Annotated in this window: 18 protein-coding genes and 6 tRNA genes; 10 read left to right on the forward strand and 14 right to left on the reverse strand. The window is 38.3% G+C overall.

The features are described from left to right. Positions 1-347: 347 nt before the first annotated feature. The 6 genes from FFU37_RS12430 to FFU37_RS12455 all read right to left on the reverse strand — a co-directional run bounded on the left by FFU37_RS12430 (position 348) and on the right by FFU37_RS12455 (position 1217). A tRNA-Thr gene (locus FFU37_RS12430) sits at positions 348-423 on the reverse strand. A gap of 102 nt (positions 424-525) precedes the next feature. Further along, positions 526-601, reverse strand: a tRNA-Phe gene (locus FFU37_RS12435). A gap of 132 nt (positions 602-733) precedes the next feature. Further along, a tRNA-Thr gene (locus FFU37_RS12440) sits at positions 734-809 on the reverse strand. A 57-nt stretch (positions 810-866) separates the two neighbouring features. Next, a tRNA-Phe gene (locus FFU37_RS12445) sits at positions 867-942 on the reverse strand. Between the two features lie 52 nt (positions 943-994). Then, positions 995-1070, reverse strand: a tRNA-Thr gene (locus FFU37_RS12450). A 71-nt stretch (positions 1071-1141) separates the two neighbouring features. Continuing rightward, positions 1142-1217 (reverse strand) — tRNA-Phe (locus FFU37_RS12455). A 330-nt stretch (positions 1218-1547) separates the two neighbouring features. Between FFU37_RS12455 and FFU37_RS12460 the strand changes: the two genes are divergently transcribed. Beyond that, a complete protein-coding gene (locus tag FFU37_RS12460) occupies positions 1548-4325 on the forward strand; it encodes a hybrid sensor histidine kinase/response regulator (protein ID WP_138489616.1) in 2778 nt (925 codons plus the stop codon). A 49-nt stretch (positions 4326-4374) separates the two neighbouring features. On the opposite strand, the gene FFU37_RS12465 is transcribed toward FFU37_RS12460, so the two are convergent. Together FFU37_RS12465 and mutY are read right to left on the reverse strand one after the other, a co-directional pair. Further along, positions 4375-4647, reverse strand: a complete 273-nt coding sequence (locus FFU37_RS12465; RefSeq protein ID WP_002962543.1) for an oxidative damage protection protein — start codon at positions 4645-4647, stop codon at positions 4375-4377. A 35-nt stretch (positions 4648-4682) separates the two neighbouring features. After that, complete coding sequence (gene mutY / locus FFU37_RS12470; protein ID WP_138489617.1) at positions 4683-5744, reverse strand: A/G-specific adenine glycosylase; 1062 nt, start codon at positions 5742-5744, stop codon at positions 4683-4685. Positions 5745-5905: 161 nt separating this feature from the next. Between mutY and trmB the strand changes: the two genes are divergently transcribed. The 4 genes from trmB (at position 5906) to arcA (ending at position 10691) form a co-directional block, all read left to right on the forward strand. Continuing rightward, entirely contained in the window at positions 5906-6631 is a 726-nt protein-coding gene (trmB, locus tag FFU37_RS12475; protein ID WP_007582957.1) for a tRNA (guanosine(46)-N7)-methyltransferase TrmB, read from the forward strand. A 62-nt stretch (positions 6632-6693) separates the two neighbouring features. Beyond that, the gene (rsmC, locus tag FFU37_RS12480; RefSeq protein WP_024605357.1) at positions 6694-7719 is read left to right on the forward strand and encodes a 16S rRNA (guanine(1207)-N(2))-methyltransferase RsmC; all 1026 of its coding nucleotides are present in this window, start codon (positions 6694-6696) and stop codon (positions 7717-7719) included. A gap of 151 nt (positions 7720-7870) precedes the next feature. Further along, a complete protein-coding gene (locus tag FFU37_RS12485; protein WP_138489618.1) occupies positions 7871-9475 on the forward strand; it encodes a sensor histidine kinase in 1605 nt (534 codons plus the stop codon). Between the two features lie 499 nt (positions 9476-9974). Continuing rightward, complete coding sequence (arcA, locus tag FFU37_RS12490; RefSeq protein WP_002962549.1) at positions 9975-10691, forward strand: two-component system response regulator ArcA; 717 nt, start codon at positions 9975-9977, stop codon at positions 10689-10691. A 16-nt stretch (positions 10692-10707) separates the two neighbouring features. On the opposite strand, the gene arcB is transcribed toward arcA, so the two are convergent. Then, positions 10708-13026 carry an aerobic respiration two-component sensor histidine kinase ArcB gene (gene arcB, locus FFU37_RS12495; RefSeq protein ID WP_039486381.1) on the reverse strand — a complete coding sequence of 773 codons (2319 nt, stop codon included), beginning with the start codon at positions 13024-13026 and terminating at the stop codon, positions 10708-10710. A 231-nt stretch (positions 13027-13257) separates the two neighbouring features. Between arcB and folE2 the strand changes: the two genes are divergently transcribed. From folE2 to FFU37_RS12515, 4 genes are all read left to right on the forward strand, one after another. Beyond that, positions 13258-14178 carry a GTP cyclohydrolase FolE2 gene (folE2, locus tag FFU37_RS12500; RefSeq protein ID WP_002962551.1) on the forward strand — a complete coding sequence of 307 codons (921 nt, stop codon included), beginning with the start codon at positions 13258-13260 and terminating at the stop codon, positions 14176-14178. Between the two features lie 115 nt (positions 14179-14293). Next, complete coding sequence (locus FFU37_RS12505) at positions 14294-14890, forward strand: DUF2726 domain-containing protein (protein ID WP_002962552.1); 597 nt, start codon at positions 14294-14296, stop codon at positions 14888-14890. A gap of 122 nt (positions 14891-15012) precedes the next feature. After that, positions 15013-15720: a 5'-methylthioadenosine/S-adenosylhomocysteine nucleosidase gene (mtnN, locus tag FFU37_RS12510; RefSeq protein ID WP_024597687.1), complete on the forward strand. Its 708-nt coding sequence runs from the start codon at positions 15013-15015 to the stop codon at positions 15718-15720. Next, positions 15721-16665, forward strand: coding sequence for a cobalamin biosynthesis protein CobD/CbiB (locus tag FFU37_RS12515; RefSeq protein ID WP_138489619.1), 945 nt, complete (start codon positions 15721-15723; stop codon positions 16663-16665). Positions 16666-16729: 64 nt separating this feature from the next. Here FFU37_RS12515 and tyrS read toward each other — a convergent pair whose 3' ends face one another. Beyond that, positions 16730-17929 carry a tyrosine--tRNA ligase gene (tyrS, locus tag FFU37_RS12520; protein ID WP_007585427.1) on the reverse strand — a complete coding sequence of 400 codons (1200 nt, stop codon included), beginning with the start codon at positions 17927-17929 and terminating at the stop codon, positions 16730-16732. A 323-nt stretch (positions 17930-18252) separates the two neighbouring features. On the opposite strand from tyrS, the gene FFU37_RS12525 reads away from it, so the two are divergent. Beyond that, positions 18253-19566 (forward strand): peptidoglycan DD-metalloendopeptidase family protein, encoded by a 1314-nt coding sequence (locus tag FFU37_RS12525; protein ID WP_002962558.1) that lies wholly within the window; start codon positions 18253-18255, stop codon positions 19564-19566. 74 nt (positions 19567-19640) lie between these two features. Here FFU37_RS12525 and FFU37_RS20305 read toward each other — a convergent pair whose 3' ends face one another. From FFU37_RS20305 to oadA, 4 genes are all read right to left on the reverse strand, one after another. Then, complete coding sequence (locus FFU37_RS20305) at positions 19641-19817, reverse strand: hypothetical protein (RefSeq protein WP_007583822.1); 177 nt, start codon at positions 19815-19817, stop codon at positions 19641-19643. Between the two features lie 13 nt (positions 19818-19830). Next, complete coding sequence (locus FFU37_RS12530; protein ID WP_024604017.1) at positions 19831-20802, reverse strand: aldo/keto reductase; 972 nt, start codon at positions 20800-20802, stop codon at positions 19831-19833. Positions 20803-20944: 142 nt separating this feature from the next. Next, positions 20945-22075, reverse strand: a complete 1131-nt coding sequence (locus FFU37_RS12535; protein WP_002961942.1) for a sodium ion-translocating decarboxylase subunit beta — start codon at positions 22073-22075, stop codon at positions 20945-20947. Between the two features lie 13 nt (positions 22076-22088). Beyond that, entirely contained in the window at positions 22089-23870 is a 1782-nt protein-coding gene (gene oadA / locus FFU37_RS12540; RefSeq protein ID WP_138489620.1) for a sodium-extruding oxaloacetate decarboxylase subunit alpha, read from the reverse strand. Position 23871: the final 1 nt, after the last annotated feature.

Genomic DNA, 23871 nt, shown 5'->3' on the forward strand with positions numbered 1-23871 from the left:
TGCTCAACTTACTTTACATAACATTACATAGCTAGCGATGAATTAACATAATAGCCAGTTATACGGTAAAAATGAGTAAATGATCAGCAATTTTTGATACTAAAATTAATTTTTTGTAATGTGTTTAAGAGATTAACTATACAAAAACAAAAAAGCCCCGCTATAAGCGAGGCTTTTGAATAAATGGTGCCGACTAACAAAGTCGAGCGGGTAACTTATACAGACTACTGATTACAAGTCAGTTGCTTTAAGTTACCTAAATAAATGGTGCCGACTAACCGAGTCGAACGGATAACTTATACAGACTACTGATTACAAGTCAGTTGCTTCAAGTTACCTAAAATAAATGGTGCCGACTAACCGAGTCGAACGGTTGACCTACTGATTACAAGTCAGTTGCTCTACCAGCTGAGCTAAGTCGGCACACAAAACTGTGTGCTAAGGCACGTTCAATTTTAAAGATTGAGAACTTTTATAAAGCACTTAAAATAAAAAAACCTTGCATAAGCAAGGCTTTTCAATAAATGGTGCCTCGACGCGGAATCGAACCACGGACACGAGGATTTTCAATCCTCTGCTCTACCGACTGAGCTATCGAGGCACATAAACTGTGCTAGTTACCGGTTAATAAAATTAACCTTTAACTTAATAAATGGTGCCGACTAACCGAGTCGACGGGTAATTTGAACAGACTACTGATTACAGTTTTTCTTTTCAAACTACTTTAAATAAATGGTGCCGACTAACCGAGTCGAACGGTTGACCTACTGATTACAAGTCAGTTGCTCTACCAGCTGAGCTAAGTCGGCACACAAAACTGTGTGCTAAGGCACGTTCAATTTTAAAGATTGAGAACTTAAAGTAAATGGTGCCTCGACGCGGAATCGAACCACGGACACGAGGATTTTCAATCCTCTGCTCTACCGACTGAGCTATCGAGGCACATAAACTGTGCTAGTTACCGATTAATAAAATTAACCTTTAACTTAATAAATGGTGCCGACTAACCGAGTCGAACGGTTGACCTACTGATTACAAGTCAGTTGCTCTACCAGCTGAGCTAAGTCGGCACACAAAACTGTGTGCTAAGGCACGCGTAATAATGTTTAAACTGTTGATTAAACACCACTACTTTAATAAATGGTGCCTCGACCCGGAATCGAACCAGGGACACGAGGATTTTCAATCCTCTGCTCTACCAACTGAGCTATCGAGGCACTTAAACAGTGCTAATTAAAAATCTCAAAGGATTTTTAATGCAATTCCCACTCATCTCTACCGACTGAGCTATCTGGGCGTGCGGCGTATTAAACGAGTTTTGCCCTTACAAGTCAACTTTTTTTTTATTCTTTATAACTGTTTGAACGGTTTTCAGACAACTCAGTGTGTTTTTTATTAATAACGTTCATTTTTACCACAAATCGAACTATAAATATAAATAAATCAGACTAAAACAGTAGTGAATTATTTTTTGTAAATGTTACGATTAGCTTAGATACGTACGATAGGGACTTATCGTAGTAAAAAACATCAATTGGACACTATCAATGCAGAGTAAATTTTCATCGCCAGTCAAAGGCTTATTACCTCTTTTTTTAATCATAAATATTGCAGTAACAGCGCTTGCTATTATTGCCCACTCATTTTATACACAAATTGAAGTTAAGACAGCCCAACCAGCATCATCTATTAATATTGTAACGCTTGCCGATAGATTGGACTTACCTATGGTTGATGCATTAACTATGTATGGTCAAGGTAAAGTAAGGCAGTTACTTGATTTAACGTCGTTATTAGATGATGACTTTGAATATACTCTATATCGCTTCAATGCTACATCAGATACTCAGTTGGTATATAGCAGCAGTAAACCTGCTATCGCTTCAATTAAAACTGAAAAGCATCTAGTAGAAGAAGGCATCCTACATCACTTACTGCTGTTAAACGATCAACCTATTGGCGAGCTTATTATTAAGCAAAACCTACCAACCGCTCCTTTAAGCGCTCAAAACTCTCAAGTTATTGCCTACATTATTGCGATAGCAAGCGTAGCTGCATTATTTATATTTACTTTAATGTTTAATATGTACATTAATAGTCGCTTACGAAAAAGTACTGACAGTCTTACACAAGAGCTGCAGGCAATCACCGAAAATGCTAATTACAATAGTAGTGTTGATGAGCAGCTTGATATTGGTTTAGGTGTAGTGGCAAAAAACATTAACTTACTGCTACAAAAAGTACAGACTGCGATGAGTGAGAATGACACCGCACAAAAAGAGCTTTATAAATTACAAAATGGCCTAGAAGCCGAAGTGCAAAATCGTACTATAGCGCTTGAGCAAGCCACATTAAAAGCAGAACGAGCAAGCGATACCAAAACAACCTTTTTAGCCACAATGAGCCACGAAATAAGAACACCGATGAATGGTGTTATAGGTACTATTGATTTACTGCGCCAGACCGAGCTTGATGGCGCTCAACATCGTTTAAGTACGATTATTCGTGAATCAGCATTTTCGTTATTGAGCATTTTGGATGATATCTTAGATTTTTCTAAAATTGAGGCTGGAAAGCTAAATATTGACCCGATCCCATTTTCGGTAACCGATACCATTGAAGAAGTTGCTCGAGTGCTCTCATCAGTTGCTAAAAAACGTGAGCTTGATTTAGAGCTAGCAATAGCACCAGATATTCCGGTCAATCTTACCGGTGATAGTGTGCGTGTACGTCAGGTGCTTTATAACCTATGTAGCAACGCAATTAAATTCACTAGCACTGATGAAAAAACCCAAGGCCATGTAAAAATATCAGCAGAGGTTGTACATAATACGACTGATCACTTTACCTTACGCTTTTGCGTAACTGATAACGGTAAAGGCATGTCGCAGGCACAATTACGCGAAATATTTAATCCGTTTATTCAAGCCGAAAACTCAATTACCCGAGAATATGGTGGCACCGGTTTAGGTCTTTCTATTTGTAAAAGCTTAACTGAGCTTATGCTAGGTACTATTCATGTAACTAGTCATACGGGAATTGGCAGTGAGTTTACAGTAGAGCTGCCGTTTAGCACATCGGGTAAAATTAAGTACGCACATAAAGGTGCATTAAATGGCAAGAAAATTGTTGTAGTTAGTAATCACCTAGAACGTGAAAAAACAATGTACCGTTATTTATCGTTCATGGGCGCTAAAATAATTTATGCACACACAGAAGAAGAAATTGAAGAGCACCAGCATTCGCAAGATATTATTTGGGTAGCTGATGGCATAGACAATATGGATAAAACTAATGCGCTGCTAAGACGTTTATTTTATTCATTAGAAGATTATAACCAACAAGTTGTAGTACTAAGTAAGCTTGATGAAGCAGCTATAAATCATAAAAACATTTTTTATATTAATGCTTCTCCTCTATGTAAATCTAACTTTATGCTTTCTATATTGGTGGCTGCAGGGTTACATACACCTAAGCAAATTAAAAAAACCAAAACACTTAATAACTATTTAAATGTTGAGCAGGCACGTGATTCAAACAAATTGGTTTTACTTGTTGAAGATAACCTTCTAAACCAACAAGTCCTCACCGATCAACTACATATACTGGGCTTTGGCGTTGAAATAGCGAACAACGGTGAAGAAGGCCTAGATATGTGGAGAAAAGGTGATTACTCACTTATTTTAACCGACTTACACATGCCTAAAATGTCGGGTTACGATATGGTCGAAAAAATCCGTAATGAAGCAGAGCTATTAGAATCGATTGATGCACAGCCTTACATTATTGCAGTAACAGCAAATGCACTTAAAGGCGAAAAAGAGCGCTGTTTAGCGGTAGGTATTAACGACTTCATTACCAAACCTATAGAGCTGAACGCGTTAGAAGAAACTCTAAAACGTTGGAGCGATAAACAAAGCCAAAACCCAAATGTAGTTATCCATCAAACTATGGCACTACCTATTGATATGGAAGCTGTTGCTAAATATGTAAACGGTGATAACGCTAAGCAAATCCGTTTCTTCAAAATGTATTTAGAACAAAGCCAAGGCTTAATTAAGAGTATTAATTCCGGCGTTATGGTTAACGACTTAAATGAGATTATTGAAGGGTGTCATCAATTAAAATCGATCTCCAAGACAATTGGTGCCCAAACGGTGGCAGAACTTTCAAGTGCATTTGAAGATAAATGTAAAGAAGGTGAACTCACAACCGATGAATTAATAGAGTTAAGAGATAAGCTGGAAATTGAATACTCTAAAGCTGCTCAATTTTTAAAGGAACAAATTAAAATATCTGAGCAAGAAGATGAGTTAAATGAATAAATAAACATAAAAAAAGGGCTAAATAGCCCTTTTTCTTATGTTTAAAACATTACTTTTCAGGCGGTCGATAACCTTCAATTTCTACATCTTTGTTTTCAAACAAAAAGCCAACCATTTGCTCTTCTAAAAATGTGCGGTGTTCTGGGTCCATCATATTTAAATGCTTTTCGTTAATAAGCATTGTTTGTTTATGTTGCCACTGAGCCCACGCTTCTTTAGAGATGTTATTAAAAATCTTTTCACCAATTTCACCAGGGTATAACTGAAAGCCAAGCCCTTCGGCTTCTTTTTGTAACTTTTGACAAAATACTGTACGTGCCATGATTGATTCTCTCTAACGCTAAATATGGGGCTATTCTATACTATTGCTGTAATTTGTTTAACCAACTTTTTAGTTGGCGCTGCTAGGCCAACCTCTATTGATTGATCAAGCGGATACCAGATTAATTGCTTATCGTTTACCACATCAAGAGTTTTCTTAACATTGAGCACATGCGGGTTAATCCTCAGCTCAAAATGTGAAAACACATGAATAAACGCTTCAAGCTCTACTAAGTCGGCTTTTAGGCCTTGCTGAGCTAAAAACATTTGAAGCTCTTCGTACTCATTAAATTCAAAAAAGCCAAACAATCCGCCCCAAATACCGCTGTTAGGACGTTTTTCCATAAGCACTTTATCACCACACTGAATAATTAACTGATGACAACTCTTTTTAGGAACTGCTTTTTTAGGTTTTGAATGTGGAAACTCTTTTACTTTACCTGCATTAAAAGCACCACAGCCTGAGTTTAATGGGCACGCCTCGCAATCAAACCGGCTGCGTGAGCAAACGCTCGACCCTAAATCCATCATAGCTTGATTAAACTCAGTAACATTATCTTTAGGCGTTAACTGCTCTGATAAATGCCAAAGCTGGTTTTCGACTTTTTTAACGCCGTACCAGCCCTCAATCATAAAATAGCGTGCTAAAACTCGCTTCACGTTCCCATCTAAAATAGGGTGATGCTGCCCAAGCGACAATGATAAAACAGCCCCTGCAGTAGAGCGCCCTATTCCAGGTAAACCCATTACTTCATCGAGTGTTTTCGGAAACTCACCTTGGTATTTGTCACGCACTATTTTAGCTGTTTTGTGTAAGTTACGCGCACGTGCGTAATACCCTAAGCCGGTCCAGTGATGCAGTACTAAGTCTTCATCCGCATCAGCTAAAGCGATAATATCTGGAAAGCTTTGCATAAACTTTTCAAAGTATGGAATAACAGTAATAACTTGGGTTTGCTGCAGCATCACTTCAGACACCCAAACTTTATAAGGTGTTTTACCTAGCTGCCACGGGAGTGTTTTACGCCCATGAAGGTGGTACCAATCAACAACTTGATTAGAAAACCAGTGTGACTGTTCTTTATTTAAATCCAACATTTTTAACTTTTACTGATGCCCAATGGCGGCTCAGTCTATTGCAGTTAACAAAAAGATCAAGCTATACGGGGTGTAAAACCAGCTAATACTTGTGATTGCGGCCTCGGTCAGGGATAATATGCAACCATTTTTAAACACATTGTTTTTGTCAGGCCAATAATATGAGTGAATCAAGCAACACTAACCTTGAGCAAGCTAAGCAAGAAGGTAAATACATCCGCACCATTCGCAGTTTTGTAAAACGCGAAGGTCGATTAACCAAAGGCCAAGCCGCTGCAATCGAAAAATGCTGGCCAACAATGGGCCTAGAGCATAAAAACGGTATGCTTGATTTAAGCGAAGTTTTTGGCAACAACAACGATGTAGTAGTAGAAATTGGTTTTGGTATGGGTAAGTCGCTTGTCGAAATGGCAACAAATGCCCCTCACCTAAACTTTATCGGTATTGAAGTACACCGCCCTGGCGTTGGTGCTTGTTTAATGGATGCCGATGAAGCAGGCATTACCAACTTACGTATTTTTGAACACGATGCAGTTGAAGTACTTGCAGATTGCATACCTAATGAAAGCTTAACAACACTACAACTATTTTTCCCTGACCCTTGGCATAAAAAGCGTCACCACAAACGCCGTATTGTACAAACTGAGTTTGTTGAAAAGCTAAGAGCCCAACTTAAAATGGGTGGCGTTTTTCATATGGCAACAGACTGGGAAAACTACGCAGAGCACATGCTCGAAGTAATGAATGTAGCTCCTGGTTTTAAAAACCAATCAGAAACAAATGATTATGTTCCACGTCCAGATTTACGCCCGCTTACTAAGTTTGAGCAGCGCGGACATCGCCTAGGTCATGGCGTGTGGGATTTAATGTTTGAGCGCACAGAATAATTAAATTTAATTACTCACTTTTACTTTTATAAAACTAAATATACTGTAAGGCAAAGCCATTTATGAGCGTACTAACCAACCCAAGTTTACTGTTACTTCGTAATAGCGAGGCACTAACGGGAAAATCTATCTTGGTGGTCAACTTTGTTCAAGATGGCTTTTTAACAGAGCTTAAAAGACTTAATCCGCAAAGCAAAGTAACTGCGTTTAGCTACAACCATGCTAACGGAGAGTTTGCTAAAAACACCAAAGATGTTGATGTTCATGTAAGCCACACAATACCTGGTAACGACTACGATTTAGTTATTCTTTACTACCCTAAATCAAAACCAGAGTTATTAATGGCACTTGATAATATTCGATCTGCTATTACTGATGATGCCGAACTATTAGTAGTAGGTGAAAACAAAAGTGGTGTTAAGTCAATTGAAAAGCAATTAGCTGGTAAAGCTGAGTTTAGTAACAAGATTGATTCAGCTAAGCACTGCGTTCTTTACTCATTTGCTGAAATTTCTAAGCACCCTCACTTTGATATTACGACTTACCATAAAAAGTTTGTTGTTAATGTTGCCGACACTGAATTTACAGCTATTAGTGTTCCTGGGGTGTTTAATCACGGTAGTTTAGATATAGGAACGAAAGTTCTACTGGAAAACGCACCGACAATTAAGCAAGGCAAAGTTCTCGACTTTGGTTGTGGCGCAGGTTTAATAGCAACTTTTTTAGGGCTTCATAATCCAGCACTTGAGTTTGTGTGTAGTGATGTAAGTGCGCTGGCAACTTATGCAACACAGCAAACCCTAAAGCTTAACAACATCAATGGTGAGGCTATATTAAGTGACGGCCTTAAAAGCATTAATGGCAAGTTTGATTTAATTATTAGCAATCCACCTTTTCATACTGGTATTGCAACCGACTACACAGTAGCAGAAACATTTTTAGCTAATGCAAAACAGCATTTAACTAAATTAGGGAAGCTAAATATTGTTGCTAACAGCTTTTTAAAGTACCCGCCTATTTTAGAAACTCAGTTTGAAAGCTATCAAACTGTATTTAAGAACAATAAATTTGCTGTATATAGCAGCTAATTTAAATTTGTAAAATGATTGAGCACAAACGTGCTCAAGCTAACTTTCGAATAAATATAAGAATTAATTTAGTTTTTTTCCTTCATTTTTCCACGTCTTTGCTAAACTAAAACTCTAAATAATTAAATTTAACTCAGGCGATAATGAAATAATGCCTAAAAAAGTTCATCAAAGTAGCATTCGAAAAGCACTCATTAATTTAATCATGCTTATTACAGCTATTTGCTTATCGTTATCTATTTCTATCTCTACGTATTTAAGCGTGAAAGAACAAAAGCAATTAATAGTTAATAAGCTTGTTATTCTTTCTGAAATTGTAGCTTTTGATGCTGGGCAATCGGTAATTGAAGATGATCGTAAAACAGAAGAAAAACGCCTCAAGTCATTTGAAAAGATCCCTCTTGTAAAAAATATACATATTTACTCAATAGAAAAAGCATCCCAAAAGCCTGTTTTCTTTATTAGCTTTAATGCTAAAAAAACACCTCCGGTGCCATTGAGAATAGACAGTGTAGAAGAGCTAAAAACACCACGAATTACGAATGACCATATTGAGCTAACCCGCCCTATTTACGATAACGAACAAGTAGTAGGTTATGTGTATATGCGAGGAAGCCTCGAGAGTTTAGAGGTTTATATTGAGAGAAAAATATTAATAGACGTGTTATTAACATTATTAATTCTGGTAGTTGTTTACTTTATTGCTATTAAAGTTCAACGACGTATAGCTAAGCCAATAGAGCAATTAAGCATGTTATTGCAGGATGTGTCTAAAAATCATAACTACGATGCACGCGCACCAGTAACTGATGTAAAAGAAATAAGTGCTCTTTCAAATAGTTTAAATATCATGCTTACGCGTACAAAAAAACAACTTGAACGCCACGAAAAAGATAAGCAAGAAATCAAACAACTAAACCTAAGCCTTGAAGAAAAAGTAAACCAACGAACAATCGCCCTTAGAGAGGCAAATCAAGAGCTTTTATCAACTCTTGAGCGGATGCATCAATACCAAACACAAATTGTTGAAAACGAAAAAATGGCATCTTTAGGGCAAATGGTTGCAGGTGTTGCCCATGAAGTTAACACACCAATAGGGCTAGGTATTACAGGTTCTACGTTACTTAGAGATAAACTAGCAGACATACAGCAAAGCTTTGATGACAAAAAACTAACCTCAAGCCATCTAAAACGCTTTATAGATGAAGGTATTGAAAACTTAGATTTAATTTACCGCAACTTAAATCGTGCAGCTGACCTTATATCTAACTTTAAAAAAGTAGCGGTTATTCAAGATGACGGTGTAAATACCTATATTAATGTGCACAAATTAATAAGTGATGTTTTAACGTCGATTCAATCTGAATTATTGCCCAAAAAGCCTGTTGTCACTATCAACTGTCCGACCGACTTGGCTATTCATAGTAAATCTGAACCTCTACAACAAGTTTTTCAGCAGTTACTTATGAACTCTGTAATTCATGGGTTTATAGGTAAAGAAAACAATGAAATTCGCTTTGACGTAGAACTCGTCGGGAAAAAATTAACAATCGTTTATTCTGACAATGGTCAGGGCGTTGACAAAAACATTAAAAATAGAATTTTTGACCCATTCGTAACTTCAAAGCGCGGGCAAGGCGCAAGTGGCTTAGGCATGCACTTAGTTTATAACTTAGTAACACAAGCACTTGGCGGAAGAGTGATGTTTGATCTTGAAGAAAAACGCGGTGCTCGCTTTATAATTACTATTCCTTAAATAAAGATCATTAAAAAGTGCATATATTTAAAATTTATCCTTGAATTAGCATTTAATGACCTCATTAATGAGGCATGTGATAAGTGCGTAACATTATTTAATTGCTTTAAATAAATATTACCAAGCGATTTATGAACTTTTTTATCTTTGCTGTATCACATACATTGATGAAAGGTTAAAAGGTTAAAAAGTGATATAGTTTTGCTTTGAATTAGTCTGATTATTTTAAGTACCTTGTTTAATTGAATGATATGTCAATTATCAAAGGAAAATGGCTTCGACTTTATGATTCAAATAGCTACATCCATGTATATATCAATTAAACAGTAGTTTTTGCACTGCCCTTTTTTAGTAGACTTTGGACACCCTACTGTTTTATTTTTATCCAATTTGTTTTTTCCTTGTTAACAAATGGGTATAATCCTATAATCTCTAGTAATCGGTTATAAATTAGTCACCGATTTTTTATAAATAATATATTCCAAAAGGTTAATTAATAATGCAAACGCCAGTCATTCTAATCGTAGAAGATGAAGACGTAACTCGACTGAACCTAGTTAGTTTATTTGAAGCTGAAGGGTACAAAGTTATTGAAGCCATTGATGGCGATGATATGCATGACAAGCTTACAAATAACGATGACGTTAATCTTGTAGTTATGGATATCAACCTTCCTGGTAAAAACGGTCTTATTTTAGCCCGTGAATTACGCCAAAAGCGTAAAGTAGGTCTTATATTCCTAACTGGTCGTGACAACGATGTTGACCGTATTTTAGGTCTTGAAATTGGCGCAGATGACTACGTTACTAAACCGTTCAACCCGCGTGAATTAACTATCAGAGCTCGCAACCTTATTACTCGTACTGCCTTAGGTGGTGAAGAGTCAGCACTAGAAACAAATGGTGTTATTACGTTTAATGGTTGGGAACTTGATGAAAACAGCCGTTGTCTTACTTCTCCAAATGGCGACGCTAAGCGTTTACCTAAAGGTGAGTACAGAGCACTTCGTTTAATGCTTGATTCTCCAGGTCGCATTTTCAGCCGTGAGCAATTAATTAAGCATATGACAGGCCGTGAGCTTCGCGCAAATGACCGTACTGTTGACGTTACTATTCGTCGCATTCGTAAGCATTTTGAAAGTGATAACTCAACGTCTGAGTTAATCAGCACCATCCATGGTGAAGGTTACCGTTTCATTGGTAAAATTGACGCTTAATTAGAGCTAATTAGTTTCACTCTAATTGCTGTAAAAATAAATGAAGGGCTTTCTGTCCTTCATTTATTTTATCTGCCAGAATATCTAACCACTGCTTTAACACCTCATCAGATTCATCAATAGCACCATGTTCCATTATTTTGGCATGAAGCTGCACATCATTAAGACCTACTGAGCCAGCCGCCCCTTTGAGTTTATGCGCTACTGATTCATACTCTTCTCTATCACCAGTATTTAATGAAGTAAGTAACTCTTGCTGATATTGTGGACTTAGCTTTTCGAATAGCTGACTACTGCGTCTAAATACAACTAAGCCCATTGAATTGACAAAGTCTTCTATTGTTTCTATATCTAATAAGTGTGCATCAATGCCTTTAAGGGCTTCTTCACTTACTTTCAACAGTGGCTCTGTGCATTCACTTTGCTTAATTCCAAATAAATCAGCCAGCATTTTATCAAGCTTCACTGTGTTAATTGGTTTAGCAAGCGCCCCTTGTATTGATATGCCTTCAAGCTCTTCTTCAGCACTACGAACATTGGCCGTAAGTGCCACAATAGGTAGTTTATCAAAATGACTATCTGAGCGTATTTGCTTGGCAACTACATCACCATTTATATCAGGCAATTGCATATCAAGTAATACTAAATCTAAGTCATCTTCGGTTTCGACAAACGAGAGTGCATCTTCACCGGTTTCAGCCCACAACACTTCATGCCCGCGTTGCTCTAATAAGTTTGTAGCAATTTCAGCGTTAAGAGGTACATCTTCTACTAGTAAAATATACAAGCCACGACCAACATAACTTTGCTCTGTTGGTGCTACACATAGACTAAGCGGTATTTGAACTGTAAAGCAACTTCCTTCGCCCTCAGTACTATTTACTGTAATTATCCCTTTCATCGCACTTACAAGTGCCTTAGTTACAGCCAAACCAATACCGGAACCTATTGCGTTAGTCCCTTTTAAATCTGGCGCTTTGTAATACATATCAAATATATGAGCAAGCTGCTCTGGCGGAATACCCTGACCGGTATCCGATACTTTCATAACTAACCATGGGCCTTCAACTCTGTTTTCTCGGCTACATTCAAGTGTTACCTTTCCTTGCTGTGTAAACTTAACGGCGTTATTAATTAAGTTCCAAACAACTTGGCGTAAGCGAGTTGGGTCGAGCTGTGCGTAAATATCCAGCACCCCATTGCGCTTAATATCAAACTCTAGCTCTTTTTGCTCCGCGATTAAGCCCGCAAAGTTAACAACGTCATTTATAAAGTCTGACACATTAATAGAGTTGGTCACTATATCGAGCTGATCTCTATCTATTTTGTCTAAATCAATAATATCGTTAAAAATATTGCCGAGCGTTTCAGCACTCGAAAATATAGTATTACCCCAGCTACGCTGCTGTTTGTTTAAGTCAGTATCAAGCAGCATTCGTGTTAAACCAACAATACCATTGAGCGGTGTACGTAGTTCATGGCTTAATGTTGCAATAAACTTACCTTTGTCTTTATAGGCCGTTTCGAGCGCTTGAGCGGCCTCCTTACGACTTGTGATATCACGACCAAAGCCCAGTAGACCAATGTAATCACCTTCATCATTTATAAAAGGTAATTTACGCAGCTCAAACCAACGCGTTTCGCCATTTACTTCATAGCCCACATCAATGGTTAGTGCTTTATGGCTTTGCTCTACTTCTTTATCGGTTTTCAAAACTTCAGATAAAAAGTGACTAGGGAATATTTGCTCAACCGTTTTGCCAATTAGTTCGCTACTTGATTTGCCCATTACTTCTTCAAACATTTTATTACAACCAGCAAACACGCCATTGTTATCGCGGTAATAAAATAAATCAGGAGATGAATCAACTATTGAGCGCTGCAGCATGCTTTGTTGAGCAAGTTCTTGTTGTGTTTTTTTACGCTCAGCAATTTCTCGACGTAGCTCTTCAATAGCGCGGTGCTTGGCATGAAATGCCATTTTACGCTCATCAATTTCGATGTTTAGACGGTTAATGTTATCTTTTAGGGTTTGATTTAAAAGCTTTTCTTGTTTGGTGGCGCTATCTAAATAAGCATATGAGGCATCAAGTTGTCGAATTGAATTAAGCAACACACTTATTATTAAAGGAGAAACTACAGCCGTAAAAAATACCACGGCTAAAATATCAACAAGGTGTAATTCGCCTATCGCCACATAATAAAACATGCTCGATAAAATAAGAGATACAGTTAAAAATAAAGTGTAACAAATAGCAGCGGTTTTAAATTCACCAAATCGCGTTATTGAGCTGGAAAGTACCCGAGCCCAAGGGCTCAAAGAATAATCGGTCATACGTAATTTTATCTCTTAGCTGTGTACTTAATATAAAGAAGGCAATGCGTATGTATAAACATACCATTTTCCCAGATTTTAGCATTTTTCTCCTACCACTACTCACGTTGTGCGATAAAAACAGAATTTTTCATGTTTGATTTAGCTCATCTATTAAACTCATCATTTCAGCAATAAATTATTTAGTGTAAAATGCCCCGCTTTATTATCCCCAAAATACGAGTAGCGCACATGCAAACCAATATGCCAGATATAGCAGACACTGCACCCGCTTTACAAACAGGTAAATTAGACTGGGTTGGCATGGGCGAAATAGAACTGCCATTTATTTTTGAATCCCGAGACTTATCTCCAGTTACAGTAAACGCCAAAGCTCGTGCATTTGTAAATTTACATAAAGAAGATGCCAAAGGCATTCATATGTCACGTCTATTTTTGGCACTTGATCTGCTTTCAACCGAGCAGCAAGTCAATCCGCAAACGATAGCGCAGGCACTCGATACCTTTATAACTAGCCACGAAGGGCTGAGCGATAAAGCACAAATTGAATTTAAATTTGAATTACCGCTACGCCGTAAGTCACTATTAAGTGGTAAAGCGGGCTGGAAAAGCTACCCAGTTGTACTTACCAGTACAATTGAAAATAACGTTATTAGCTACGAGCTAACCGTAGATGTTACTTATTCTTCAACGTGCCCATGCTCTGCTGCACTTGCGCGCCAGCTTATACAAAACGCGTTTAACGAAAAGTTTAACCAAGAAACGTTAAGCCAAAAAGATGTGCACGAATGGCTAGGCACTACACAAGGCATTGTAGCGACTCCCCACTCGCAGCGCTCTATTGCCAACGTAAAAGTAAAGCTTGATAGCAACATTCAAGAATTTGACGTAGTTACGCTAATTAACACTCTTGAAGCTGAGCTTAAAACACCAGTACAAGCGGCAGTAAAACGTGAAGATGAGCAAGAATTTGCCCGTTTGAATGGTCAAAACCTTATGTTTTGTGAAGACGCAGCGCGTAAAATTAAAGCATTGCTAGAGGCAAACAATTACAGTGATTATTGGCTGCAAATAAACCACTATGAGTCACTGCATGCGCACGATGCTGTAGCTATTGCAGTAAAAGGTATTAAAGGAGGCTACAAAGCTTAATCGCTGTGTAGCTATTGCTTGTAAACCAGTCGGTAATTATTTTATAACCTATACTTTTTAGGCACGTAAATTGCTTTGTTTGAGCAGTGTCAATTTGTTGTTATGGAGTTACCGTATGGAATTCGCTTTATTATTAATCCTAGTATTAGTTGTCGGGGCCTCTGTTGTTGCGTCAAAATTTAATGACGATGGCGGAAACCCGTATCCTTTTACTCGCAAGCAAACTGTTTTTACGCAGGTTGAAGGCGCTTTTTTAAATCTTCTAGAGCGTGCTGTTGGCGATCAATATAAAATTGTTAGTCGCGTTAAGTTAATCGACGTTATTGACTGTAAGCAAGGCCTTTCAGTAAAGTCTAAACGTGCTGCTTTAGCTAAAGCTAAAAATAAGCAACTCGACTTTGTATTAATCGATAAAGAAAAACTAACAATCATTGCTGCTGTTGACCTAGTTAACAATGCCAACAAAGATGGCCACAAAGCTCAACGCGACTGGTTTGTAAACGGTGCACTAGAGTCTGCGGGCATTCCACATATTCGTATGAAAGTTAAATCGGGCTACCGCCCTTCTGAAGTACGCGATGCAATTATGTTTAAACTTGGTAAGCCTGCAGCAACACAAACTCAGCGCCCTGTTCGTAATCGCTCACATAAGCCAGCGGTACTTTCACCTTCTCAAGCTAAAGCGCAAACCACGGCGTTAGCTGAAATTTAAAAAACGAATTAAATACTCTCCTAAAAAGTATTTAAAGCGAGCTCATAAACAAGCTCGCTTTTTTGTTTTTTATTGCTAACTTCACGTATAATCAAGTGATTCAAACTCAGGAATTAAACTTTATGAATGTTGGTATTATTGGCGCAATGGAGCCAGAAGTTAAAATTTTACGTGAAGCTATGCAAAACCCACAAATTTTAACTAAAGCAGGTTTCACTTTTTATACTGGCGAGTTGGCTGGTAACACGGTGACACTTGTTCAATCTGGTATTGGTAAAGTCGCATCAACTATTGCAACTACCTTACTTATCGATAACTTCAAACCTGATTGCATAATTAACACAGGCTCAGCCGGTGGATTCGATCCTTCTCTTAGTGTTGGCGATGTCGTAATTTCGTCAGAAGTACGTCACCACGATGTAGACGTAACTGCTTTTGGCTACGAAATTGGCCAAGTACCACAAATGCCGGCAGGCTTTGCAGCACACCCTAAATTAGTTGAAGCAGCACAGCAAACTATCGAACAAATCAGTGATGTTAAAACACTCGTTGGCTTAATTTGTACTGGTGACACATTTATGTGTGACCCTATACGCATTGATAAAGCACGTAGTGATTTTCCTACAATGCTTGCTGTTGAAATGGAAGGCGCTTCAATTGCACAAACGTGTTTTACGCTAAACACACCATTTGTTGTAATTCGCTCAATGTCTGATATTGCTGGTAAAGAGTCACCACAATCATTTGAAGAATACCTAGAAACAGCATCAATCAACTCATCTAAAATGGTTGTTGCACTTTTAGAAAAGCTTACAGCAGTATCTCTGTAAATGCTTAGCAATATTGTTCAAAATCACTTGGACTTTATTGCCTTTATACTAGCGCTCCTTGCTGAGCGCTTTATTCCCCTTATTAGCTGGTATCATCCTAATACGGCGTTAAAGGCTGTTTTTAGTGCTATTGGCAAACGTATATACAAAAGCAAAGAACCTAAAAGCTATCAATATTTGGCAGCTATACTCGCAAGCTCACTAATTTTAAGTGTCATTCTCATTATTGTAGTGTTGCTACTCGAGTTTGCTTTTTATCCTGAATTACTCGCTGGCCTTATTTTATACTTATGCTTAGAAAGTAAGAGCATTGATAAAAAAGCACTTCGCATTGCAAAGCTAACTAAACAAAATCAAAAATCCACAGCGCGCGAATTACTAAAGCCACTGCTTGCCCGTGAAGTTAATAGACTTTCATCAGCTGGTATTATCAAAGCATTAATTGAGAGCTTAATACTGCGCACCGCTCGATACTATTTCGTAGTCATATTTATATTTTTAGCATTTGGCCCTATAGCTGCCCTTGCCTATCGGTTACTTACCTTAATACAACAAGCATGGCGTAGTGATATCCCCCCAAATAGTTACTTTTTAAAACCGCTTAAAACACTCTTGTTTATTATTGAATATATTCCGATGCGCTTACTCGCTTTAACTATTGCAGCAAGTCGAGCAAGCAAACAAAGCATGCATTTTATAAAGCATTATGGCAGGCATTTTTATCAAACAAATACAGGCTGGCTCTTAAGCACATGTTCTGCATCGCTTGGCGTGCAGCTGGGCGGGCCTGCAGTTTATTTAGGTACTCGCTTTAATAAAATGCGTATTGGTACTGATAGACTACCTACACCCGAGGATGTACCTGTAATAATTAATAGGTTAAATCAGGCCCGTGTATTTTGGTTGTTAGTAATAGCCAGCATTGAAATATTAAAATTGATTTAAAGGGCTCAAAATACGAGCACAAAAAAAACCAGCCGAGGCTGGTTTTTTAGTTTTTAAACTGTGCTTAAGCTACAGTGATGTTTGCAAACTTACGTTTACCTACTTGGTAAATAGCCGTTGTGCCTTTTGCTATTTCAAGTTTGGTATCAGTGATTTTATCTTCACCGTTAAGTTTAACTGCACCTTGCTTAATCATACGCATTGCTTCTGATGTACTTACTACTAAATTTGCTTCTTTAAGCAAGTTAGCAATTAAAATAGTGTCTTCTGCAATAGTGATTGTTAGCTCTGGGATTTCATCAGGTAACGCTTTTTTCTGAAAACGCTGAATAAAATCATCATGTGCACCTTGTGCATCAGCTTCACTATGAAAACGAGCAATTAGCTCTTTAGCTAGTTCAATTTTAATATCGCGCGGATTCGTACCCTGCTCAACACGTTCTTTTTGAGCTGCAATTTCTTCAATAGAAAGCGCACTTAATAAGTCGTAGTAACGCCACATTAGCACATCACTAATTGACATTATTTTACCAAACATATCGTTAGGCGCATCAGTAATACCAATGTAGTTACCGAGCGACTTAGACATTTTTTGAACGCCGTCAGTACCTTCAAGTAATGGCATCATTAATACTGTTTGCGGCTTTTGACCTTCTACTTTTTGTAGCTCACGGCCCATTAACAAGTTAAAGCGCTGATCAGTACCGCCTAGTTCAACATCTGACTCTAGTGCAACCGAATCCCAACCTTGTACCAGTGGATATAAAAACTCATGAATTGCAATTGGTTGGCCGCTTCCGTAACGCTTTTTAAAGTCATCACGTTCAAGCATACGTGCTACGGTTTGGTTTGCAGCAAGTTTAATCATGCCTGCAGCGCCTAACTTTTCCATCCAAGTAGAGTTAAATGCAACAGTGGTCTTAGCAGGATCTAGAATTTTGAATACTTGTTCTTTATATGTTTCGGCATTGGCTAGTACGTCTTCACGAGTAAGTGGTTTACGCGTTACGTTTTTCCCCGTTGGATCACCAATCATGCCGGTAAAGTCACCAATTAAGAAAATAACCTCATGACCTAAATCCTGAAAGGTTTTCATTTTATTAATTAGTACAGTGTGTCCTAAGTGTAAATCAGGCGCTGTAGGATCAAAGCCTGCTTTTATTTTTAGCTTCTTGCCCGACTTTAGTTTTTCAACTAGTTCGTCTTCAATTAATATTTCTTCTGCACCGCGTTTTATCTCTGCTAGAGCGGTTTGTAAATCCACTGTGTATTACTCCAAAATTCTGCCGACGAAGGGGCGACTAGTTACTTGCGTAGTCACGGTTTAATAAAGGTTTAAACCGAATAAATAGATGTAGCTAACATAACAAATTTCTACCTAATTAAAACAACTTTTTAAGTGATTCATGCAACTAAACTAAATCAATTGAGTCTTAGCTAGGTAGAGCGTTAAAAAAGGCTTTCTAAGCCCGATTTTAGCGTAGTTTAAGGTCAGTTTAAATCTACAAAACACTAGTATTCGTACATTATTAAGTATATCCTGCAATATTATGTATTTATTATCTTGACAGCAGAAAAAGGCACGTTATGGTTCACGTGGTTCACACGCTCCCCAAAAAACACAAATTGCTTATTCTAGGTTTGGTTTCTGCTATTGTTGGCTTAGCCTTTCTTCCTTCTGAAAAAGCCACTGCATCCAAAGACAATAGTGCAAATGCACTAGAAATTGGTAAGCGCTATGAGTTACAAGTTAAAGTTGATAACAACGAGAAATTAACTGAGTTAAATTCAGAGCAAGCAGCAGAAAAGTTACCAGAATACGACTTTGTCGATCATAAAGTTAAAAATGGCGACAATTTAGCAATTATCTTTAAGCGTGCTGGTTTTTCGGCTCAAACGCTTCATAAACTAATTAACACTAATGCAGAGACTCGCAAACTTACTAAAATTCACCCAGGTGAAATACTTAGTTTTGCGACAGCTGAAGATGGCTCCTTAGCTCAACTGCGCTATGTGATTTCAAAAACAGATACTTTATTTGTTACCTTAAACGAAGAAGGTAACTACGATACAGCTATTGATAGCAAAGAAATTGAAACGCTAACCAAAACCGCTGGCGGCGAAATATCTAACAATTTTTGGACTTCAGCAATTGCAGCAGGTTTAAGCGAACGCCAAATAATGAACTTTGCTGACATATTTGGTTGGGATGTTGATTTTGCAAACGACATTCGTAAAGGCGATGTATTTGGCTTAATTTACGAGTCTCACTATGTTGATGGCGAGTTTATTGGTACCGGTAAGATTATTGCAGCCGAATTTGTAAACCAAGGTCAGCGCTTTGCAGCTATTCGCCATACCGACGGCAATTTTTATACGCCTGAAGGGCGTAGCATGAAAAAAGCATTTTTACGTGCACCTGTAAGCTTTAAGTATATTAGTTCGAGCTTTAATCCTCGTCGCTTACACCCAGTTACTGGGCAAGTTAGAGCGCACCGTGGTATCGACTTTGCGGCACGCACTGGCACACCGGTGGTTGCATCAGGTAACGGTAAGGTAGTTAAAGCGGGTTACAGCAAGTACAACGGTAACTACGTATTTATTAGCCATGGCACACAATATGTAACTAAGTACTTACACCTAAATAAGAAGCTAGTTAAAACAGGCCAAAAAGTTAAACAGGGCCAACAAATTGGTACTGTAGGTTCTACAGGTCGTGTTACTGGTGCACATTTACACTATGAATTTTTAGTAAATGGCGTTCACCGTAATCCTAAAACTGTAAAACTTCCTAAGTCAGAGCCATTACCTCGCTCAGAACTTGCCAAGTTTAAGCCTATTGCTGATAACTTTATTGCCCAGCTTGAGCGCAATCGCGAGCTACAGTTAGCACTTAAATAAAGTTTATTAATAAACATTAAAAAAGCCTTTGCAGGTTTAACCTGCAAAGGCTTTTTTGTATACGCTATAAACCATTAGTACATTAGTACATAAATGAGCTGAATAACTAAAGACACCATCACTAATGGCCAAATATATTTACTGTATTTGGTTGCGCCGTTGAGCCCTATTTTACTTTGATACTTTTCAAGCAAGGGTATAAGTATCGCCAGCGCAACAAACAAACCAATTAAAATAACGAATATGTTCATATTAACGCCCTACTTATGGTAATTCGTGGCCTTTAGCGCTTACATAAAGTGCATACCAATGCTCACGAGTTAGCTCTACGTTTACAGCATCACAAGAAGCTTTAATCCGTTTAGCATTAGTTGTTCCAATAATTGGCTGAATAGATGCGGGATGGCGAAGCAACCATGCAAGTACAATTGCCTCAGCAGAGGTTTCATAAAGTGCAGCCAGCTTATTAACTAAAAGACTGGTGTTGATATCTGCCTGAGATGCGTTTGATAAATCACTACCACTGTACAAGCCTTGGCATAAACTACCCCAGCTTTGAATTTGGATTTCAAAATGGCGACAGTACTCAATACTACCTGGCGTAAAATTAAGATCTTTACCGTCACTGTTACCGGCATATACACCTTCATCAACAAACTGATGTTTTTGTAAACTAGCCTCAATTTGGTTAGCCACAATTGGCATATCAAGCGCATGTTGTAAAAAGTTCATTTGGTGCTGCTGCATATTAGACACTGCAAAATTGCGCACTTTACCGCTTTCTTTTAAGCAACTAAATATGCGAGCAATTTCGTTAACTTCCATGAGTGGATCAGGGCGATGCAGCATAAGTACGTCTAAATAATCTGTATTTAATCGTTTTAATGATGCTTCAACTGATTGCTCAATCCACTTTGATGAAAAATCATAGCGCTTTGGCCCTAAGTCATCTTCAAAACGAATCCCACACTTAGATTGAATATACATGTGCTCTCTAAGCTCTGGTCGCTCACTTAATGCTTTACCAAAAACCTGTTCTGCTTTACCAAAAGTATAAATATCAGCATGGTCAAAAAAATTAATACCACCTTCAATGGCGTTATCTATACATTCATGAGCTTGCTTAACATGTGCATCAGTGATTGCGTCTTTATTCCAACCGCCGCCCAGACCCATACATCCAAATACAAGTTTACTAACATGAGGCAAGTGCTTTGCTAAAGGAGTGTGAAGCATGATAACTATCCTTAAAATTTTGAAGAGCTGTTACTGTAAACAAAAAGTGCTGAACAAGAAACCATTTAGCGGTGAACAAATTAAGAACAAAAAAAAGCGCAGTAAACTGCGCTTAATGGTTAATCTATTTTAAATTACATTTTTAGCCAACAAGTGCTAATAAAATACCCGCAGCAACTGCACTACCCAATACACCCGCTACGTTGGGTCCCATTGCATGCATAAGTAAAAAGTTATGTGGGTTACTTTCAAGGCCAACTTTATTAACTACTCGTGCCGCCATTGGCACAGCAGATACACCTGCAGCCCCAATTAATGGGTTTATAGGTGTTTTAGATATTCGGTTAAGTCCTTTTGCCATAAATACGCCAGATGCCGTACCAATTGCAAAAGCCAGTGCGCCAAGCACTAAAATACCAATCGTCTCAACAGTTAAAAATTTATCTGCAGCAAGCTTTGAACCTACAGCTAAGCCTAAAAATATAGTTGTAACATTGATGATTTCGTTTTGAGCACTGTTACTTAATCTATCAACAACACCCGACTCTCGCATTAAGTTACCTAAACAAAACATACCTACCAGCGGTATAGCAGCCGGTAAAAACATAGCCGTTAAACTAAGCACCATAAGAGGAAAAATAATCTTTTCCTTTTTAGATACTTTGCGAAGCTCTGGCATTTTTATTTTACGTTCTTCTGGGGTTGTTAGTGCACGCATAATTGGCGGCTGAATAATTGGCACAAGTGCCATGTATGAATATGCAGCTACCGCTATTGCGCCTAGTAAATCAGGTGCCAGTTTTGATGCTAAAAATATTGCCGTTGGCCCATCGGCACCACCTATAATGGCTATAGCCGATGCGTCCTGTAGAGTAAATTCAAAACCTGGCACATAGTTAAGTAATATAGCGCCAAACAATGTAGCAAAAATACCAAACTGTGCAGCCGCGCCTAATAACAACATACGTGGGTTTGCAATAAGCGCGCTAAAGTCGGTCAGCGCCCCTACTCCCATAAATATCAACAGCGGAAAAATCCCCGTATCAATACCCACATAATAAACGTAGTACAAAAGCCCACCTGGGTCTGACAAACCTGCCACTGGTACATTTGTTAAAATTGCACCAAAACCAATAGGTAGTAATAATAGTGGTTCAAAGCCTTTAGCTATCGCTAAAAACAGTAATAAACACCCTACCGCAATCATTATTAACGATGGGATTGTAAAGTTAGCAATGCCTGTCGCATTCCAGAGGTTTAAAATACCTTCCATCCTCTATTTACTCCTAAGCTAATGCAATCATAGCGTCGCCGGTAGTTACAGCATCGCCTTCACTAACTAACACTTCAGCAATTGTTCCGGTATGCGTAGCGCGTATTTCAGTTTCCATTTTCATGGCTTCCATAATAATCACTACATCGCCTTCGTTAACAACTTGCCCAGCTTTTACTTTAATCTTAAAAATATTACCGGCTAGAGGCGCGTTAAGTGTTTCACCTGATGCAACCGAAGCAGATTGAGGAATGTGCTCAGAGTCTTTTAATGTTACTTCCTTAAGTTCACCACCTTGCGCTACGACTACGTCATAAACTTTACCATCTACTTTTACGCTGTATTGCTCAGCCTTCACTTTGTTATTATTTGAAACTGATTTAGAAGGTGCTTTACTGCTTTTATCTTCAACAGAAGGTACTGGCTCAAATGCATCTGGGTTGTTGCGGTTTTTAATAAACTTCAAACCAACTTGTGGGAATAATGCATAAGTTAATACGTCATCAATTTGATCATCAGCAAGTGTTAAACCTTGCTCTTGTGCTTCTTTTAATAACTCAGCTTCAAGCGTTGCAAGCTCAGGTGCAATGTTATCAGCAGGGCGACAAGTAATAACTTCCGCTCCATCAAGCACGCGCTCTTGTAGCTCTTTATTCATTGGTGCTGGTGTTAAGCCATATTCACCTTTTAATACGCCAGCAGTTTCTTTAGTAATTGTTTTATAACGCTCACCCGTTAGCACATTAAGTACCGCTTGAGTGCCAACAATTTGCGACGTTGGTGTTACTAAAGGTAAAAAGCCAAGATCTTCACGTACACGTGGGATCTCAAGTAAAACCTCATTAAGCTTATCGGCTGCGCCTTGCTCTTTAAGTTGGTTTTCCATGTTTGTAAGCATGCCACCAGGTACTTGAGCTAATAAAATACGCCCGTCAACCCCTTTTAAGCTACCTTCAAATGCCGCATATTTTTTACGTACATCTCTAAAGTAAGCAGCAATTTCTTCTAGGTGGTTTAAATCAAGCCCAGTATCACGCTCAGTCCCTTCAACTATCGATACAATAGTTTCAGTTGCAGAATGTCCATAAGTCATACTCATTGATGAAATAGCGGTATCGAGCATATCAATGCCAGCATCAATTGCTTTTTGGTAAGTAGCAGTACTTAAACCTGTTGTAGCGTGGCACTGCATAGCAATTGGAATAGATACAGTTTCTTTAAGTGCTTTAATTAGTTTTTCAGCATCGTACGGCTTTAATAAACCCGCCATATCTTTAATACAAATTGAGTGACAACCCATATCTTCAAGCTGTTTTGCAAGAGTTAACCACATATCAAGTGTATGAACTGGGCTAACTGTGTACGAAATAGTACCTTGAGCGTGAGCGCCCACTTTTACAGCCGCTTTAATAGCTGTTTCTAGATTGCGAACATCGTTCATTGCATCAAATATACGAAATACATCAACGCCATTTTTATGTGCGCGTTCTACAAACTTTTCAACTACGTCATCAGCGTAATGGCGGTAACCTAATAAGTTTTGACCGCGTAATAGCATTTGCTGTTTAGTATTAGGCATCGCTTTTTTAAGAGCACGAATACGTTCCCAAGGATCTTCGCCTAAATAACGAATACACGAGTCAAATGTAGCACCGCCCCACGATTCAATAGACCAATAACCCGCATCGTCTAATTTGCTAGCAATCGGTAGCATATCGTCTAGGCGCATACGCGTTGCTAATAATGATTGGTGAGCATCGCGTAATACCAATTCTGTTAATTTTAATTTAGCCATG

This window comes from Pseudoalteromonas distincta (assembly GCF_005877035.1).
Taxonomy (GTDB): domain Bacteria; phylum Pseudomonadota; class Gammaproteobacteria; order Enterobacterales; family Alteromonadaceae; genus Pseudoalteromonas; species Pseudoalteromonas distincta.

Coding starts and splice junctions, on each gene's coding strand:
- FFU37_RS12460 (WP_138489616.1), top strand. CDS start 1,548: ATGCAGAGTAAATTTTCATCGCCAGTCAAAGGCTTATTACCTCTTTTT.
- FFU37_RS12465 (WP_002962543.1), bottom strand. CDS start 4,647: ATGGCACGTACAGTATTTTGTCAAAAGTTACAAAAAGAAGCCGAAGGG.
- mutY (WP_138489617.1), bottom strand. CDS start 5,744: ATGTTGGATTTAAATAAAGAACAGTCACACTGGTTTTCTAATCAAGTT.
- trmB (WP_007582957.1), top strand. CDS start 5,906: ATGAGTGAATCAAGCAACACTAACCTTGAGCAAGCTAAGCAAGAAGGT.
- rsmC (WP_024605357.1), top strand. CDS start 6,694: ATGAGCGTACTAACCAACCCAAGTTTACTGTTACTTCGTAATAGCGAG.
- FFU37_RS12485 (WP_138489618.1), top strand. CDS start 7,871: ATGCCTAAAAAAGTTCATCAAAGTAGCATTCGAAAAGCACTCATTAAT.
- arcA (WP_002962549.1), top strand. CDS start 9,975: ATGCAAACGCCAGTCATTCTAATCGTAGAAGATGAAGACGTAACTCGA.
- arcB (WP_039486381.1), bottom strand. CDS start 13,026: ATGACCGATTATTCTTTGAGCCCTTGGGCTCGGGTACTTTCCAGCTCA.
- folE2 (WP_002962551.1), top strand. CDS start 13,258: ATGCAAACCAATATGCCAGATATAGCAGACACTGCACCCGCTTTACAA.
- FFU37_RS12505 (WP_002962552.1), top strand. CDS start 14,294: ATGGAATTCGCTTTATTATTAATCCTAGTATTAGTTGTCGGGGCCTCT.
- mtnN (WP_024597687.1), top strand. CDS start 15,013: ATGAATGTTGGTATTATTGGCGCAATGGAGCCAGAAGTTAAAATTTTA.
- FFU37_RS12515 (WP_138489619.1), top strand. CDS start 15,721: ATGCTTAGCAATATTGTTCAAAATCACTTGGACTTTATTGCCTTTATA.
- FFU37_RS12525 (WP_002962558.1), top strand. CDS start 18,253: ATGGTTCACGTGGTTCACACGCTCCCCAAAAAACACAAATTGCTTATT.
- FFU37_RS20305 (WP_007583822.1), bottom strand. CDS start 19,817: ATGAACATATTCGTTATTTTAATTGGTTTGTTTGTTGCGCTGGCGATA.
- FFU37_RS12530 (WP_024604017.1), bottom strand. CDS start 20,802: ATGCTTCACACTCCTTTAGCAAAGCACTTGCCTCATGTTAGTAAACTT.
- FFU37_RS12535 (WP_002961942.1), bottom strand. CDS start 22,075: ATGGAAGGTATTTTAAACCTCTGGAATGCGACAGGCATTGCTAACTTT.
- oadA (WP_138489620.1), bottom strand. CDS start 23,870: ATGGCTAAATTAAAATTAACAGAATTGGTATTACGCGATGCTCACCAA.